Consider the following 14,453-nt stretch of genomic DNA (forward strand, 5'->3'; position numbering starts at 1 on the left):
TCTCACCGCCGCCCGCGAAGGCGCCCTGCCGTGCCGTGTGATCTCCGTTATGGCCCCCGGCACCCGGACCTGGTGAAGTGAGTGCTCGTCAACTGACCAGTGACAGAAGGGGGAACCATGACCATCGGCCAGGGAGTCCGGGTACGCGGGAGAGCCGCCGCCGTCGTGGCGGCCGGCGCCGTCCTGGGTGCGGGGGTCCTCGCGACCGCTCCGGCTCGCGCGCTCACGCCGACGCCCGCCGCGAGGGTGGTGCCCGCCGCCGCGGCGGCGCCGCAGGTGCAGGCCCAGGGCGCGTACGCGATGGACGCGGCCACCGGCAAGCAGCTCTTCGGCAAGGCGCCGAACGGACAGCTCCGGACCGGCTCCACCACGAAGATCATGACGGCGCTCGTGGTGCTGTCCCAGCGGAACGTTGACCTCGACCGCAAGGTGAGGATCAGGAAGGAGTACACGGACTACGTCATCGACCCGGTCACGCACACCCAGCGCTACTCCAGCGCGAACCTGATCCTCGGCGACTCGATGAAGGTGCGCGACCTGCTGTACGGGCTGCTGCTGCCCTCGGGCTGCGACGCGGCGTACGCGCTCGCCGACACGTACGGGTCGGGCACGACGACGGCCCAGCGCACCAAGTCGTTCATCGGCAAGATGAACGCCAAGGCCCGCGAACTCGGCCTGGCCAACACCCACTTCGATTCCTTCGACGGGGTGTCCGACGGCAAGAACCACGCCTCGCCGCGTGATCTGGCCAAGCTGGCCGGGACCGCGCTCAAGAACAAGACGTTCAAAGCGGTCGTCGGCCGGAAGGTCTACGGCGACATGAAGTCCTACCGGCCCGGCGGCGGGACGCACGCGATGAACGCGTGGAAGAACACCAACACGCTGCTCGGCTCCTACCGGGGCGCGATCGGCGTGAAGACCGGCTCGGGACCGGAGGCGAAGTTCTGCCTGGTGTTCGCCGCGACCCGCGGGTCAAGGACCGTGGTGGGCACCGTGCTCGCGGACACCTCGGTGGACCAGCGGGTCAAGGACGCGACGAAGATCCTGGACTACGGCTTCGCCCAGCGCGGCTGAGCAGGGCCGGGGGGCTCACCCGATCCCCCCGGCATCCCCGGGCCCGGATCCGCACCCGGGGGCCCGGCCCGCCGGGGCGGCTACGACAGCCGCGACTGGACCTGGGAGGAGATCAGCTCCAGGTGGTCCAGGTCGTCGAGGTCCAGCACCTGGAGGTAGATCCGCCGCGAGCCGATCGCCGCGTACCGGCCGATCTTGTCGACGACCTCGGCCGGGGAGCCGGCCAGGCCGTTGGCCTTCAGCTCGTCCACCTCGCGGCCGATGACTGCGGCCCGTCGGGCCACCTCCCGGTCGTCCCTGCCGACGCAGACCACGAGCGCGTTGGAGTACGTCAGGTCGTCCGCGTCGCGGCCGGCCTCCACCGCGGCGGCCCGCACCCGGCCGAACTGCCGCTCGCTGTCCTCGAGCGAGGCGAACGGGATGTTGAACTCGTCGGCGTACCGGGCGGCGAGCCGGGGCGTACGGGTCGCGCCGTGGCCGCCGATGAGCACCGGCACCTTCCGCTGGGCGGGCTTGGGCAGCGCGGGCGAGTCGGTGAGGTCGTAGTACGTGCCGTGGAAGTCGAAGGTCTTGCCGGCCTCGGTCGCCCACAGCCCGGTGACGATCGCCAGTTGCTCCTCCAGCCGGGCGAACTTCTCCTTCGGGAACGGGATGCCGTACGCCTTGTGCTCCTCCTCGAACCAGCCCGCTCCCAGGCCCAGTTCGACCCGGCCGCCGGACATCTGGTCGACCTGGGCGACCTGGATGGCGAGCACGCCGGGCAACCGGAAGGTGCCGGCCGTCATCAGGGTGCCCAGGCGGATGCGCTTGGTCTCACGGGCCAGCCCGGCCAGCGTGATCCAGGCATCCGTGGGACCGGGCAGGCCGTGCACGCTGCCCATGCGGAGGTAGTGGTCGGAGCGGAAGAAGGCGTCGAAGCCGAGGTCCTCGGTGGCCCTGGCCACGGTGAGCAGGGTGTCGTAGGTGGCGCCCTGCTGGGGTTCGGTGAAGATTCGAAGGTCCATACACCTATCCTGCACGCCGCGGACCGCCCCGGCCGCGCCGGTACCACCCGGCAGGGCCGGCCCCGGTCGGGTGAACCTCCGCCCGGACCCGCCGCGAGTTCGTCCCGCGCGTCCCGCGCGTCCCGTGCATCCCGCGCGTCGTCACAGAGCGCCGGAGGGACTGCTGCTCTCGTTGCCGCTCTCCCGTAACACCTCTTCCCGGGCGGCCAGTTTGCGCAGCATCTCCCGGACGCGGTCGCGGGACTCGTCGGCCGCGTCGATGGCCTCCATGCACTGCCAGTACGTCGTCTCGTCGGCCGCGGCGCTGGCCATGCCGACCAGGGCTATGCCGACCTCGCCGAGCAGGCCGCCGAGGCACAGCAGGGTCTCGCGGGCGTCGTCCAGCTCGGTGAGCTGGGCGGCGCGCAGGTCGCCGGGGTCGAGTTCGGGCGGGTCCAGGACTCCGCAGCCCCGGCCCGCCAGCTCCGTCAGCCCCAGCGCCTCGCCGCGCAGCTCCGGCGGGCCGGAGACCGCGAGGCGGCTGCCGATCGCCTGCGCCAGGGCCTGCGCCTGCCAGACCTCCGCCATCATCTCCGCCGCGTCGGCGCCGGCCGCCAGCGCACGCCTGCTCGTGAGGATGAGCCGTACCGCGTCCATCCGGTGCCCCCGTCCGTCCTCCGTGCGTTGCCGCACCTCATGCTGGAACTCTCTGTTATCCACTACCCAGCGTGAGGGGATCCGGATCGAAAAGCTAGAGGAAGACGGAAATTGTGGACAACAATTCGGATTCGACGGGCGTTTTTACTTCGGAGAGTAATAACGGAATTCAGGAATCCGATTGTTGGTCCTCCGGTCCCGGGACCGGGAAGCGGTGTTCGTTCCGGTCGATCTTCGCGGCCAGAGCGGCCAGTGGGTCGATGCGGAGGACCTCGCACAGTTGCAGCAGATACGCCAGCACGTCGGCGACCTCGTCGGTGACCCGGTGCGCGGTGTCCGGGTCGGCCATCACCCCGGCGGACTCCTCCGGGGTCAGCCACTGGAAGATCTCGACCAGTTCGGAGGCCTCGACCGAGAGGGCGGCGACGAGGTTCTTGGGGGTGTGGAAGGGCTGCCAGTTCCGCACGGCGGCGAACTCGGCCAGCCTGCGCTGGAGTCCGGCGAGGTCAGGATGTTCTGTCACGGGTTCATGTGTACCACCGTGACGTCCGGGGTTCCCGCGGCCCACGAGGCGTCGCTCACCGCGGCCACGCAGCGGATGTGCCCGCGCCCGCCCATCCGCCCGGCCAGCCCCAGCAGTTCCCTGCGCTGCGCCGGGTCCAGACCGCGGTCGAAGCCGTCGGCCAGCACCGTGAGGGTACGCAGGGCGTCGGGCACCTCCCCCGGGGCGTCCACCTCCAGGACGCCCGGCCCGGTCAGCAGCACCAGCGTCAGCGCGAGGTACCGCAGTTCACCGTCACCGAGCCGGGCGAGTCCGGTGCGCAAGCCGTCGCCGCGGTCGAGCACCGCCCGGACCGTGCCGTCCGGCAGCGGCTCGGCGAGCAGGTCGGTCACCGGTCCGGCACAGCCCGCGTGCAGCGCCTCGACCAACTGGGCGTGCCGGCGGCCGCACTCCGCGCGCGTGCGCCACAGCACGTCGGCGAGGTTGCCGCAGCCGGGCAGCAGCCGGCCCGAGCCCAGGGGGACGGGGGCGCGCATGGACGCGGGGCGGGGGTCGCAGGGGAAGACGGAGCGCAGCGCGACGACCATCTGCTCGGCGGCGGCCAGCACATGGCGCTGGCCGTCGGTCTTGCCGGCCACGCGCAGCGGCAGCAGGGCGGTGCCGAGGCGGTCGTCGGGGAGCGGGGCGCGGGTCACGGCGGCGGAGCCCGCGGTGTGCCAGGCGGCCTGGACGGTCCGGCGGCCCGGGTCGCGCAGGGCGGTCTCCAGCAGGACGACCCCGCGCGCGGTCAGCCGCTCCCCCACGATCCGCAGCTCGGGTTCGGCCTGTACGGCGATGTCCAGCCGGACCGGGCCCTGCGCGCCGTCGGCCGTGCACCCGATCCGGAAGCCCCGCCGTCCCCCGGCGTCGGGACGCGCCCGTTCCGGTACCCGATCTGCGGGGTCCGGGAACGCCTCGGCGAGCGGGGCGCCGCCGCCGAGCCGCGCGAGGGCCTCGTAGGCGGCCAGCGCGGTCGTCTTGCCGGCCCCGCTGGGCCCCGCGAACAGGGTGACCGGACCCAGTGGGTACGCGGCCCCGCGGTGTCCGGCGAAGGCCGACAGCCGCAACTCGGTGATCCGGGCGCGGATGTCGAGGGGCGGGCGGGACCGCGCGGGAGCGGTGCCGGCGGGCGCGGCGACCGCCAGGGGGTCAGCGGACACGGAAGGCACGGCCATATGCGGACCGTAGGGCTCCGCCTCACCGGAGAATCGTTTCACCACCACCCCGTTCCCACGAACGAGCGACCACCCGGCCCCGACGACCCCCGTCGGACGGGCAGGGCCGAGCCGCGACCCCGCCCGGATACCGACGACGTCCGGCTCCCGGCGGGGGCCACGGCGGCCCGGAACCCGTAGGTGGCACCCCGACTCACGGCCGGAGTTCCGGCGGCCCGGAGCCTGTAAGTGGCGGACCCTGGGAGTACCGGCGGACCGGGACGGAGGCGGCACCCGCCCCACGACCGGAGTTCCGGCGGACCGGGGCCCGTAGGCGGCAGGCTCACCCCGGGGGTTCCGGTGGGCCGGGGCCCATGGGCGACGGCCGAGCCCGGCGGCCGGGTGTCAGCCGGCGCCTTCCATCAGGCCGCTGACCTCCGTGCCGGGCGGGGTGAGCAGGAACACGTTGCGGTCGACGCGGTGCATGCCGCTGCCCAGCCCGAAGACGACGCCCGTGCTGAAGTCGAGGACGCGCTTGGCGACGTCCCCCTCCGCGCCGGACAGGTCGAGCAGGACCGGCGATCCCGCCATCAGCGTCTCCGCGACTTCGCGGGCGTCCGCGAAGACGTTGACACGCAGGACCACGAACCGGCGCCGCGTCTCGGTCTCGGCGTCGGGCAGTGAGCGGTGGCTCACCGCGGAGGGCCAGGCGTCCCGGCCCCGCAGTGGCACGACCTGGGCGAGCCCCTCCCACTGCTCATCGGTGACGTCGTAACGGCTCACCGGCTCCCCCTGACCTGACTCGCTTGCGATCCGTGCACCAGCCAATTCTTACGCCAAGTCACCTGTTCGGCCCAACAGCGACACGGTCCGCGACCGGCCCGGCCGCCGATCCGGGCCCCGTCTCGCGTCAGATGTGGGCATACGCCCGGTTCTTACCGGGCTCATACCCGACTCTTCACCGGCCTCCGTGCCCCGCTCACCGGCGACCGCTAGCGTTCGGTGCCGTGCACTTGGCAGAAAGACAACAGGTGGCACCCGCTCCGCGGGCCGTGCGCACGGAAGCCCCGGACGGTCCCGCGCAGTGGCACCGTGTGCTGACACTGCTCGCCGACGTGAGCCTGTTCATCGGCACGCGGTCGGTGTGGACCCAGGCGGCCACGCACCGGCTGGTCCTCGCGGGGGTCATCTCGGTCTGCTACGCCGCGATCCTGGTGACCGGGGTGCTCACCCTGACGGTCCGCCGGACGCGTTCGCTGGCCCGCCTGGACCTGGTGGTGCTGGTGACCGCGGTGACCCTCACGCTGTGCGCGTGGGCGCTGAACCACGCCGGCGGCGACGAGGCGGTCCTCACCGCACAGGCGGCGCGGGAGCTGGCCGGCGGCCACGCCGTGTACGGACAGCCCTGGCCCTGGCTGTTCCACGGCCCGGGTGTCGCGCTCACCCCGACGACCGACGGCGGGTACGACTTCACGTACGGCTATCCCCCGCTGGCCCCGCTGCTCACCGTGCCGCTGCTGTGGCTGGGCCACGCGGGCGCCCCGGCGACGGCGGCGGCCACGGCGGCGCTGGTCGTGGGCGCGGTGACGCTGTGGCGGCTGCTGCCGGCACCGTGGCGCTCGGCGGCGACGATGGTCTGCCTGGGGTTCGGTCTCCTGCCGTCGTACGCCCGTCAGGGCTATCCGGCGGTCATCGGCATGGCCCTGCTGATCCCGGTGGTGGTGCGCTGGCCCCGGCTCGGCGCGTACGGCCGGCTTGGCGCGGGCGGTGTGGCGCGGGCGGTGTGTCTGGGCGCGGCGTGCGCGGCCCAGCAGTTGCCGTGGTTCGTCACGCCGTTCCTGCTGGCCGGGGTCTACGCCGTGCGCCGCGGCGAGCTGGGCGGGCGGGAGGCGGCGCGGGTGGTGCTGCGGATCGCCGGTACCGCGGTGCTCACCTGGCTGCTGATCAGCACGTACTTCATCGTGAGCGAGCCGGGGCCGTGGCTGCGGGGCGTCGCGCTGCCGCTGACCCAGGGCGCGGTGCTGCACGGCCAGGGCCTGGTGGGCGTCTCGCTGTACTTCACCCACGGCAGTGACAGGCTCGACTGGTACGGCCACGCGGGCATACTGCTCGCCCTGGCACTGCTGGCGCTGTCCGTGCTGTTCGTGCGGCGGCTCGGGCCGGCCGTGACGGTGCTGCCGTGGTGCGCCTTCTACCTCGCGACCCGGTCGCAGGACGGCTACTACCTGATGATGACCCCGCTGTGGCTGGCGGCGGCGGTCACCGTGCCCCTGACGGAGTTCGCCCACGCCTGGCAGCCCCGGCCCCGCACGCCGGCCGGTGCGCGCCGCCGGGCCGCCCTGGCCGCGGTCGTCGCCGTGCTGCTGACGCCCGCGCTGGTGAGCGCGGCGCTGGCGGTGACGGGGAGACCGCCGTTGCGGATGGACGTCACGGCGGCCCGGCGCACCTCGCCGTACACCGTGTCCCGGCTGACCCTGCGGGTCGCCAACACCGGCGGTGACGCGCTGACCCCGCACTACATGCTGACCACCGGCCAGGGCATGAGCCGCTACTGGTCGCTGGTGCGCGGCCCGGCCACCATCGCCGCGCACAGCACGGCGACCGTCGAACTGCGCGCCCCGTCCGGCACGTTCACGGTGTCGTCGAAGAGAAGGGCCGGCCTGCGGCTGCGCGCCTTCACGGCGGACCCGCAGACGCTGTCCACCCGGGACGTACGGCGCGCGGAGCTGGGCCTCGGGCACCCGCCCCGCTGAACCGGCGCGCGGCCGGCGCCGGGCGCGCCGAGGCCGCGGCGCGTCCCGTCCCGGGCGGGAGCGACGCCGGTCACCACCGCAAGGGGAGAAACCTCACAGCCCGTGTGCCGCCCCCGCTTCCGCCGCCTGCCCTAGCATCCAGCCATGACGGTCCTGCCTGACGACGGGCTCTCACTGGCCGCCGAGTTCCCCGACGCGACACATGAGCAGTGGCAACGCCTGGTCGAGGGCGTACTGCGCAAGTCGGGCGGGGAAGTCGCCGGCGCGGCAGCTGAGGACGCCCTGTCCACGACGTTGGAGGACGGGCTGCGCACCCGGCCCCTGTACACCGCGCGCGACAGCGCGCCCGACCCCGGCCTGCCGGGCTTCTCCCCGTTCGTGCGGGGCAGCCGCCCCGAGGGCTCCCTCGCGAACGGCTGGGACGTACGGCAGCGGCACGCGGCACTCGGCGACGGCTCGGCGCACGCCGTGCTCGCCGACCTGGAGAACGGCGGTACCTCCCTCTGGCTGGTGCTCGGTGAGGGCGGCATCCCCGTCGCCGAGCTGGACCGCGCCCTCGACGGCGTCTACCTCGACCTGGCGCCGGTCGTCCTGGACGCGGGCCGCGACACCGGGGCGGCCGCGGAGGCGCTGCTGCGGCTGTACGCGCGCCGGGAGGTCGCCCCGGAGGCCGTGCGCGGCAACCTGGGCGGCGACCCGCTGGGCCACGAGGCCCGTACCGGCACCGCGCTGGACTTCGCGCCGTTCGCCGCGCTGGCCGCGCGCTGCGCCGACTCCTACTCGGGGCTGCGCGCGCTGACCGTGGACGCGCTGCCGTACCACGAGGCGGGCGGCTCGGCCGCGCAGGAGCTGGGAGCTTCGCTCGCCACCGGCGTGGCCTACCTGCGGGAGCTGACCGAGGCCGGGCTCGGCGTCGAGCAGGCCGCCGGCCAGCTCGAGTTCCGGTACGCGGCCACCGCCGACCAGTTCCTGACCATCGCCAAGCTGCGCGCCGCGCGCCGGCTGTGGGCGCGGGTCGCCGAGGTGTGCGGGGCGCCGGACGCGGGCGCGCAGGTGCAGCACGTGGTGACGTCGCCGGTGATGATGTCCCGCCGGGACCCGTGGGTGAACATGCTCCGCACGACCGTCGCGACGCTCGCCGCGGGGGTGGGCGGCGCCGACTCCGTGACCGTGCTGCCGTTCGACCACGCGCTGGGGCTGCCGGACGCGTTCGCGCGGCGGATCGCCCGCAACACCTCCTCCATCCTGATCGAGGAATCGCACCTGGCCCGGGTCATCGACCCGGCGGGCGGTTCCTGGTACGTCGAGCGGCTGACGGACGAACTCGCCGAGGCCGCCTGGACGTTCTTCCGGTCCGTCGAGCGGGACGGTGGCCAGGCGGCCGTGCTGCGCTCCGGCCGGCTGCGCACCGACCTGGCGACGACCTGGGCCGAGCGCTCCAAGCGGCTCGCCAAGCGGCGTGAACCCATCACCGGGGTCAGCGAGTTCCCGCTGCTGTCGGAGAAGCCGGTGGAGCGCGCCCCCGCGCCCGAGCCGCCGTCCGGCGGGCTGCCGCGGGTGCGCCGCGACGAGGCGTACGAGGAACTGCGGGCCCGCTCCGACGCCCATCTCGCGGCGACCGGCGCCCGGCCCCGGATCTTCCTGGCCACCCTCGGCTCGCCCGCCGAGTACACCGCGCGCGCGTCCTTCGCCGCCAACCTCTTCCAGGCGGGCGGCATCGAAACGGTCACCGAGGGCCGGTTCGAGGACAGCGGCGCGAGCGAGGCCGTGCTGTGCTCCAGCGACACCGTCTACGCCGACCGGGCCGCCGAGACCGCCCGGTCGCTGCGTGCGGCGGGTGCCCGGCACGTCACCCTGGCGGGCCGGCCGGCCGGCCACGCCGGCATCGACTCGTACGTCCACGCGGGCTGCGACGCCGTGACCGTGCTGTCCGCGACCCTCGACCGCATGGGAGTGTCCTGATGGGAATCCCCGACTTCTCCGGCATCGAGCTGGGGACCCCGGTCGCCGGCGCAGGTGACGACGCGTGGCGGGCGGCCGTCGAAGACGCCACCGGTGGCGCGCCGCCGCTGTGGGAGACCCCGGAGGGCATCGGGGTCAAGCCGCTGTACACCGGCCGCGACCTGGAGGGCCTGGACTTCCTCGGGACGTACCCCGGTATCGCGCCGTACCTGCGCGGCCCGTACCCGACGATGTACGTCAACCAGCCCTGGACGATCCGCCAGTACGCGGGCTTCTCCACCGCCGAGGAGTCCAACGCCTTCTACCGGCGCAACCTGGCCGCGGGCCAGAAGGGCCTGTCGGTCGCCTTCGACCTGCCCACGCACCGGGGGTACGACAGCGACCACCCGCGCGTGACCGGTGACGTCGGCATGGCGGGCGTGGCCATCGACTCGATTCTCGACATGCGTCAGCTTTTCGACGGCATCCCGCTGGACCGGATGACCGTGTCGATGACGATGAACGGTGCCGTGCTGCCGGTGCTGGCGCTGTACATCGTGGCGGCGGAGGAACAGGGCGTACCGCCCGAGAAGCTGGCCGGGACCATCCAGAACGACATCCTCAAGGAGTTCATGGTCCGCAACACCTACATCTATCCGCCGAAGCCGTCGATGCGGATCATCTCCGACATCTTCGCGTACACCTCGCAGCGGATGCCCCGCTACAACTCCATCTCCATCTCCGGCTACCACATCCAGGAGGCGGGCGCGACGGCCGACCTGGAGCTGGCGTACACCCTCGCCGACGGCGTGGAGTACCTGCGTGCCGGGCGGGAGGCGGGCCTGGACGTGGACGCGTTCGCGCCCCGGCTGTCGTTCTTCTGGGCGATCGGCATGAACTTCTTCATGGAGGTCGCCAAGCTGCGGGCGGCGCGGCTGCTGTGGGCCAAGCTGGTCGCGCAGTTCGACCCGAAGAACGCCAAATCCCTTTCGCTGCGCACCCATTCGCAGACCTCGGGCTGGTCGCTGACCGCCCAGGACGTCTTCAACAACGTCACGCGCACGTGCGTGGAGGCGATGGCCGCCACCCAGGGCCACACCCAGTCGCTGCACACCAACGCCCTCGACGAGGCCCTGGCGCTGCCGACCGACTTCTCGGCGCGCATCGCCCGCAACACCCAGCTACTCATCCAGCAGGAGTCGGGCACCACCCGGGTCATCGACCCGTGGGGCGGCAGCGCCTACGTGGAGCGGCTGACCTACGACCTCGCGCGCAAGGCGTGGGCGCACATCCAGGAGGTCGAGCAGGCCGGCGGCATGGCGCAGGCCATCGACGCCGGCATCCCGAAGCTGCGCGTGGAGGAGGCGGCGGCCCGCACCCAGGCGCGCATCGACTCCGGGCGGCAGCCGGTGATCGGCGTCAACAAGTACCGCGTCGAGACCGACGAGCAGATCGACGTCCTCAAGGTCGACAACTCCTCCGTGCGCACCCAGCAGATCGAGAAGCTGCGGCGGCTGCGCGCGGAGCGGGACGAACAGGCCTGCCAGGACGCCCTGGACGCGCTCACCCGGGCCGCCGACGGCAGCGAGAACCTGCTGGAGCTGGCCGTGCGCGCGGCCCGCGCCAAGGCGACCGTGGGCGAGATCTCCGACGCCCTGGAGAAGGTGTACGGGCGGCACGCGGGGCAGATCCGTACGATCTCCGGCGTGTACCGCAACGAAGCAGGCCAGTCCCCGTCCGTGGACCGCACCCGTGCCCTGGTGGAGGCCTTCGAGGAGGCCGAGGGGCGCCGGCCGCGCATCCTGGTCGCCAAGATGGGCCAGGACGGTCACGACCGCGGCCAGAAGGTGATCGCGACCGCCTTCGCCGACCTCGGCTTCGACGTCGACGTCGGCCCGCTGTTCCAGACGCCGGAGGAGGTCGCCCGGCAGGCGGTGGAGGCGGACGTGCACGTGGTCGGCGTGTCCTCGCTGGCCGCCGGTCACCTCACCCTCGTACCGGCGCTGCGCGAGAAGCTCGCCGAGGAGGGCCGCGAAGACATCATGATCGTGGTCGGCGGGGTGATCCCGCCGCAGGACGTGCCGACCCTGCTCGAGATGGGCGCCACGGCCGTGTTCCCGCCCGGGACGGTGATCCCGGACGCGGCCCACGACCTGGTCCAGCAGTTGTCGGCCGGCCTCGGCCACACCCTGTAGCGCCGATGGCAGCGATCGGCCTCGACACGTATGTGAAGGGTGTCCTCGACGGGAAACGGGCTGTGGTGGCCCGTGCCATCACGCTCGTCGAGTCCACCCGCCCGCAGCACCGGACGCTGGCGCAGCAGCTCCTCACCGAGCTGCTGCCGCACAGCGGCCGGGCCCGGCGGATCGGGGTGAGCGGGGTGCCGGGGGTGGGCAAGTCGACGTTCATCGACGCGTTCGGCACACTGCTGACCTCGCTGGGGCACCGGGTCGCCGTCCTCGCCGTCGACCCGTCCTCCACCCGCACCGGCGGCTCCATCCTCGGCGACAAGACCCGGATGGAGCGGCTCGCGGTGGACCCGGACGCCTTCGTCCGGCCCTCCCCCAGCGCGGGCACGCTCGGCGGCGTCGCCAAGGCCACCCGGGAGTCGATGGTGGTCATGGAGGCGGCCGGCTACGACGTGATCCTCGTGGAGACCGTCGGCGTGGGCCAGTCCGAGACGGCGGTCGCGGGCATGGTCGACTCCTTCCTGCTGCTGACGCTGGCCCGCACCGGCGACCAGTTGCAGGGCATCAAGAAGGGCGTCCTGGAGCTGGCCGACGTCATCGCCGTCAACAAGGCGGACGGCCCGCACGAGCGCGACGCGCGGGCCGCGGCCCGGGAGCTGGCGGGCGCGCTGCGGCTGATGCACGGCAAGGACGCGTTCTGGACGCCGCCGGTGCTGCACTGCAGCGCCCGGGACGCCACCGGTCTGGACACGGTGTGGGAGCGGCTGGAGCAGCACCGTACGCTGCTGGACTCCACCGGGCGGCTGGCCGCGAAACGACGGGACCAGCAGGTCGAGTGGACGTGGGCGATGGTCCGCGACGAACTGCTCGGCCGGCTGCACGCCGACCCGGCGGTGCGCGCGACCGCCCCCGGCCTCGAACGGCAGGTGCGGGAGGGCCGGTTGACGGCGACCCTGGCCGCGGAACGCATCCTCGCGACCTTCGAGGACCGCGCCGCTCCGCCCGCGGACGTCTGACCCGGCAGGCGAGGCCCACAGCCGGCCGGGGTCCCGGTCGGGCGGACTCCGGCCCGCGCCGGCAGGCCGGGCGGTCCGGCGGTCGGTCGGCGTATGGGTTCCGTCAAGGGCGGGCGGACCGTCGTATGGAGGCCGTCAAGGGGCGGTCGTATCCGGCCACGGGAGTGGTGTGCTGTCACCGTTCCCCTTCCGCCCCTTCACCTTTCAGGAGTCCGCGATGGCCGATGCGGCCTTCGTCGTCACCGTGCTCGCGGCCTTCGCGCTGGTGGCACTCGTCGCCCGGGGGTGACGAGACTGTGACCGTCGACGCGTCCCACGTCGAGACGGGAGTCGGCCTGATCGTTGCCGTCGCCCTGCTGGGCCACCTCGTCCTCGCCCTGCTCTTCCCGGAGAGGTTCTGAGCGCGGACATGGGCCCCGTAACGGCAGGCGTGCTCCAACTGCTCGCCCTCATGGGCGCGTTGGCGCTCATCCACATCCCCCTCGGCACCGGTATGGCCCGGGTCTGCTCCTCGCGGCGGCATCTGCGGGTGGAGACGTGGATCTACCGGGGCATCGGTGCCGACCCCGACGCCGAGATGACCTGGCCCGCGTATCTGCGCGCGGTGACGACGGCCCCCGGCGGCCCGCACGCGGACGGGCCGCCGGGGCCGCTCGGACGACGGTCAGGCAAGGCGTACGTGAACGACAGGAGGACCGACCCCGTGACCACCCGTGTCACCCTGATCGCACCCGCGACGACCCCCTCCCTGCGGCGGGCCCGTTTCGACGACGGTGACTCGCTCGACGACGCGGGCGTGGCGCGGGCCATGGCGGCGGCGGGTCACGTGCCCGCCGCCGGGCAGGTCCTCGCCTCCCCCAGCACGCGCTGCCGGGAGACGGCCTCGGCGCTCGGTCTCGACGCCACCGGGACGGCGGAACTCGCCGGACTGGACGTGGGCCGGTGGCGGGGCCGGGCGCTGGCGGACGTCGGCGGCGCCGAACCGGCGGCGCTGGCCCGCTGGCTGGCCGATCCGGACGCGGCACCGCACGGCGGCACCTCGGTACGGGACCTGTGCGAGCGCGTCGCACGGTGGCTGGAGCGGTGCGGCCACGCCGGGGGCCGGACGGTGGCCGTGGTGGAGCCGGAGGTCGTCCGCGCGGTGGTGGTGCACGTCCTGCACGTGCCCGCCGCCGCGTTCTGGCGCCTCGACGTGCCGCCGCTCACGGCGACGGAGGTCACCGGCCGGTCCGGACGCTGGAACCTGCGGCTCGGCCACCCGCTGGGGAGCACGTCCGCCCACTGACACCGGCCGCTGTCCCGGGAACGCCGAGAGGGCACCGGACGGTCACGCGAACGCCGAGAGGGCCCCTCGGACGGATCCGAAAGGCCCCCTCGCGTCCCTGGTGGTTCAGTGCGGCGCGGGAACCGGTCGCCCGGCGCCGGACCGTACGCGCCTCGGGTGCAGCAGCCGTTCGGCGAACTCGCCGAAGAGCAGGCCGAATCCGGCCCACAGGACGGCCTGGACGGCCAGCGCGGAGAGACGGAACCGCCACAGCAGGGCGGCCGGGAAGTCCTTCGGCACCTCGTCGACGACCGGCAGGAAGGCATAGGCCACTGCCGTCACGAGGGCGAAGGCGGCCACCGCGGCGACGGTGGCGTACCAGGTGCCCAGCCGGGGTGCGAGCCGCTTGCCCACAAGGGTGGCGGCGACCGCGAGGAGCACGCTGAGCAGCATCATCAGGAAGTACAGGCCGGTCCGTTCGCCGATGGTGCCGGGGTCGCCGACCGAGGGCGGGCTGGCCGGGTACTTCAGGAACGGGACGACGTACACGACGAGCAGCGCGGAGCCCGACAGCAGCAGCGCGGTCGCCCGCGGGGAGAAGCGGCCGACGCGGCCGAGCGCGAAGCAGAAGGCGAGTGCGGCGATGCCGCCGAACGCGACCCCGTAGACGAGGACACCGGTGGCGAGGCCGGCGGTGGACTGCACGGAGCGCGAGACGACCTCCGTCTCGTGCGCGTGGGAGTGGGCGTCCTCGAAGCCGATCGCCCTGTCGACGCTCGGCTCACCGAGGAAGTAGGCGACGACCAGGGCGAGCACGCCGGCGGCCAGACCGGCGAGCATGCCCCGCACGAGGAGGTTCCTCACTGTTGCGGAGTTCATGG

The 14,453-nt window shown here is 73.5% G+C and carries 13 protein-coding genes and 1 pseudogene; 8 read left to right on the forward strand and 6 right to left on the reverse strand.

Annotated elements, in window-relative coordinates; translation table 11 throughout:
- Nucleotides 1-117 precede the first annotated feature (117 nt).
- Nucleotides 118-1,074: a D-alanyl-D-alanine carboxypeptidase family protein gene (locus tag D9753_RS08280; RefSeq protein ID WP_121786416.1), complete on the forward strand. Its 957-nt coding sequence runs from the start codon at nucleotides 118-120 to the stop codon at nucleotides 1,072-1,074.
- Nucleotides 1,075-1,154: 80 nt separating this feature from the next.
- On the opposite strand, the gene D9753_RS08285 is transcribed toward D9753_RS08280, so the two are convergent.
- From D9753_RS08285 to D9753_RS08305, 5 genes are all read right to left on the reverse strand, one after another.
- Nucleotides 1,155-2,078 (reverse strand): LLM class F420-dependent oxidoreductase, encoded by a 924-nt coding sequence (locus D9753_RS08285; RefSeq protein WP_121786417.1) that lies wholly within the window; start codon nucleotides 2,076-2,078, stop codon nucleotides 1,155-1,157.
- 141 nt (nucleotides 2,079-2,219) lie between these two features.
- Nucleotides 2,220-2,714, reverse strand: coding sequence for a DUF6099 family protein (locus tag D9753_RS08290; protein ID WP_205614374.1), 495 nt, complete (start codon nucleotides 2,712-2,714; stop codon nucleotides 2,220-2,222).
- Between the two features lie 169 nt (nucleotides 2,715-2,883).
- Nucleotides 2,884-3,237: a nucleotide pyrophosphohydrolase gene (locus tag D9753_RS08295; protein ID WP_121786418.1), complete on the reverse strand. Its 354-nt coding sequence runs from the start codon at nucleotides 3,235-3,237 to the stop codon at nucleotides 2,884-2,886.
- Nucleotides 3,234-4,430, reverse strand: a complete 1,197-nt coding sequence (locus tag D9753_RS08300) for an AAA family ATPase (protein WP_121786419.1) — start codon at nucleotides 4,428-4,430, stop codon at nucleotides 3,234-3,236. The genes D9753_RS08295 and D9753_RS08300 overlap by 4 nt, the downstream gene beginning before the upstream one ends.
- A gap of 384 nt (nucleotides 4,431-4,814) precedes the next feature.
- Nucleotides 4,815-5,192, reverse strand: a complete 378-nt coding sequence (locus tag D9753_RS08305; RefSeq protein ID WP_121786420.1) for a cell division protein SepF — start codon at nucleotides 5,190-5,192, stop codon at nucleotides 4,815-4,817.
- 248 nt (nucleotides 5,193-5,440) lie between these two features.
- Here D9753_RS08305 and D9753_RS08310 point away from each other — a divergent pair, with 248 nt between their 5' ends.
- The 7 genes and pseudogenes from D9753_RS08310 (at nucleotide 5,441) to D9753_RS08335 (ending at nucleotide 13,593) form a co-directional block, all read left to right on the forward strand.
- Nucleotides 5,441-7,162 carry a hypothetical protein gene (locus D9753_RS08310; RefSeq protein WP_121786421.1) on the forward strand — a complete coding sequence of 574 codons (1,722 nt, stop codon included), beginning with the start codon at nucleotides 5,441-5,443 and terminating at the stop codon, nucleotides 7,160-7,162.
- 144 nt (nucleotides 7,163-7,306) lie between these two features.
- Nucleotides 7,307-9,124 carry a methylmalonyl-CoA mutase family protein gene (locus tag D9753_RS08315; protein WP_121786422.1) on the forward strand — a complete coding sequence of 606 codons (1,818 nt, stop codon included), beginning with the start codon at nucleotides 7,307-7,309 and terminating at the stop codon, nucleotides 9,122-9,124.
- Entirely contained in the window at nucleotides 9,124-11,298 is a 2,175-nt protein-coding gene (gene scpA, locus D9753_RS08320) for a methylmalonyl-CoA mutase (RefSeq protein ID WP_121786423.1), read from the forward strand. Before D9753_RS08315 ends, scpA begins: the two co-directional genes overlap by 1 nt.
- A 5-nt stretch (nucleotides 11,299-11,303) precedes the next feature.
- Nucleotides 11,304-12,308: a methylmalonyl Co-A mutase-associated GTPase MeaB gene (gene meaB, locus D9753_RS08325; protein ID WP_121786424.1), complete on the forward strand. Its 1,005-nt coding sequence runs from the start codon at nucleotides 11,304-11,306 to the stop codon at nucleotides 12,306-12,308.
- 296 nt (nucleotides 12,309-12,604) lie between these two features.
- On the forward strand, nucleotides 12,605-12,709 hold the full coding sequence (kdpF, locus tag D9753_RS37770) for a K(+)-transporting ATPase subunit F (protein ID WP_163010654.1): 105 nt from the start codon (nucleotides 12,605-12,607) through the stop codon (nucleotides 12,707-12,709).
- 50 nt (nucleotides 12,710-12,759) lie between these two features.
- Nucleotides 12,760-12,906, forward strand: a pseudogene (locus tag D9753_RS39310) (potassium-transporting ATPase subunit KdpA); the annotation flags it as partial.
- A 105-nt stretch (nucleotides 12,907-13,011) separates the two neighbouring features.
- Nucleotides 13,012-13,593 carry a histidine phosphatase family protein gene (locus D9753_RS08335; protein WP_163010918.1) on the forward strand — a complete coding sequence of 194 codons (582 nt, stop codon included), beginning with the start codon at nucleotides 13,012-13,014 and terminating at the stop codon, nucleotides 13,591-13,593.
- Between the two features lie 105 nt (nucleotides 13,594-13,698).
- On the opposite strand, the gene D9753_RS08340 is transcribed toward D9753_RS08335, so the two are convergent.
- Nucleotides 13,699-14,451, reverse strand: a complete 753-nt coding sequence (locus tag D9753_RS08340) for a CbtA family protein (protein WP_121786427.1) — start codon at nucleotides 14,449-14,451, stop codon at nucleotides 13,699-13,701.
- Between the last annotated feature and the right edge of the window lie 2 nt (nucleotides 14,452-14,453).

Origin of the sequence: Streptomyces dangxiongensis, assembly GCF_003675325.1 — a bacterium.
GTDB classification, from domain to species: domain Bacteria; phylum Actinomycetota; class Actinomycetes; order Streptomycetales; family Streptomycetaceae; genus Streptomyces; species Streptomyces dangxiongensis.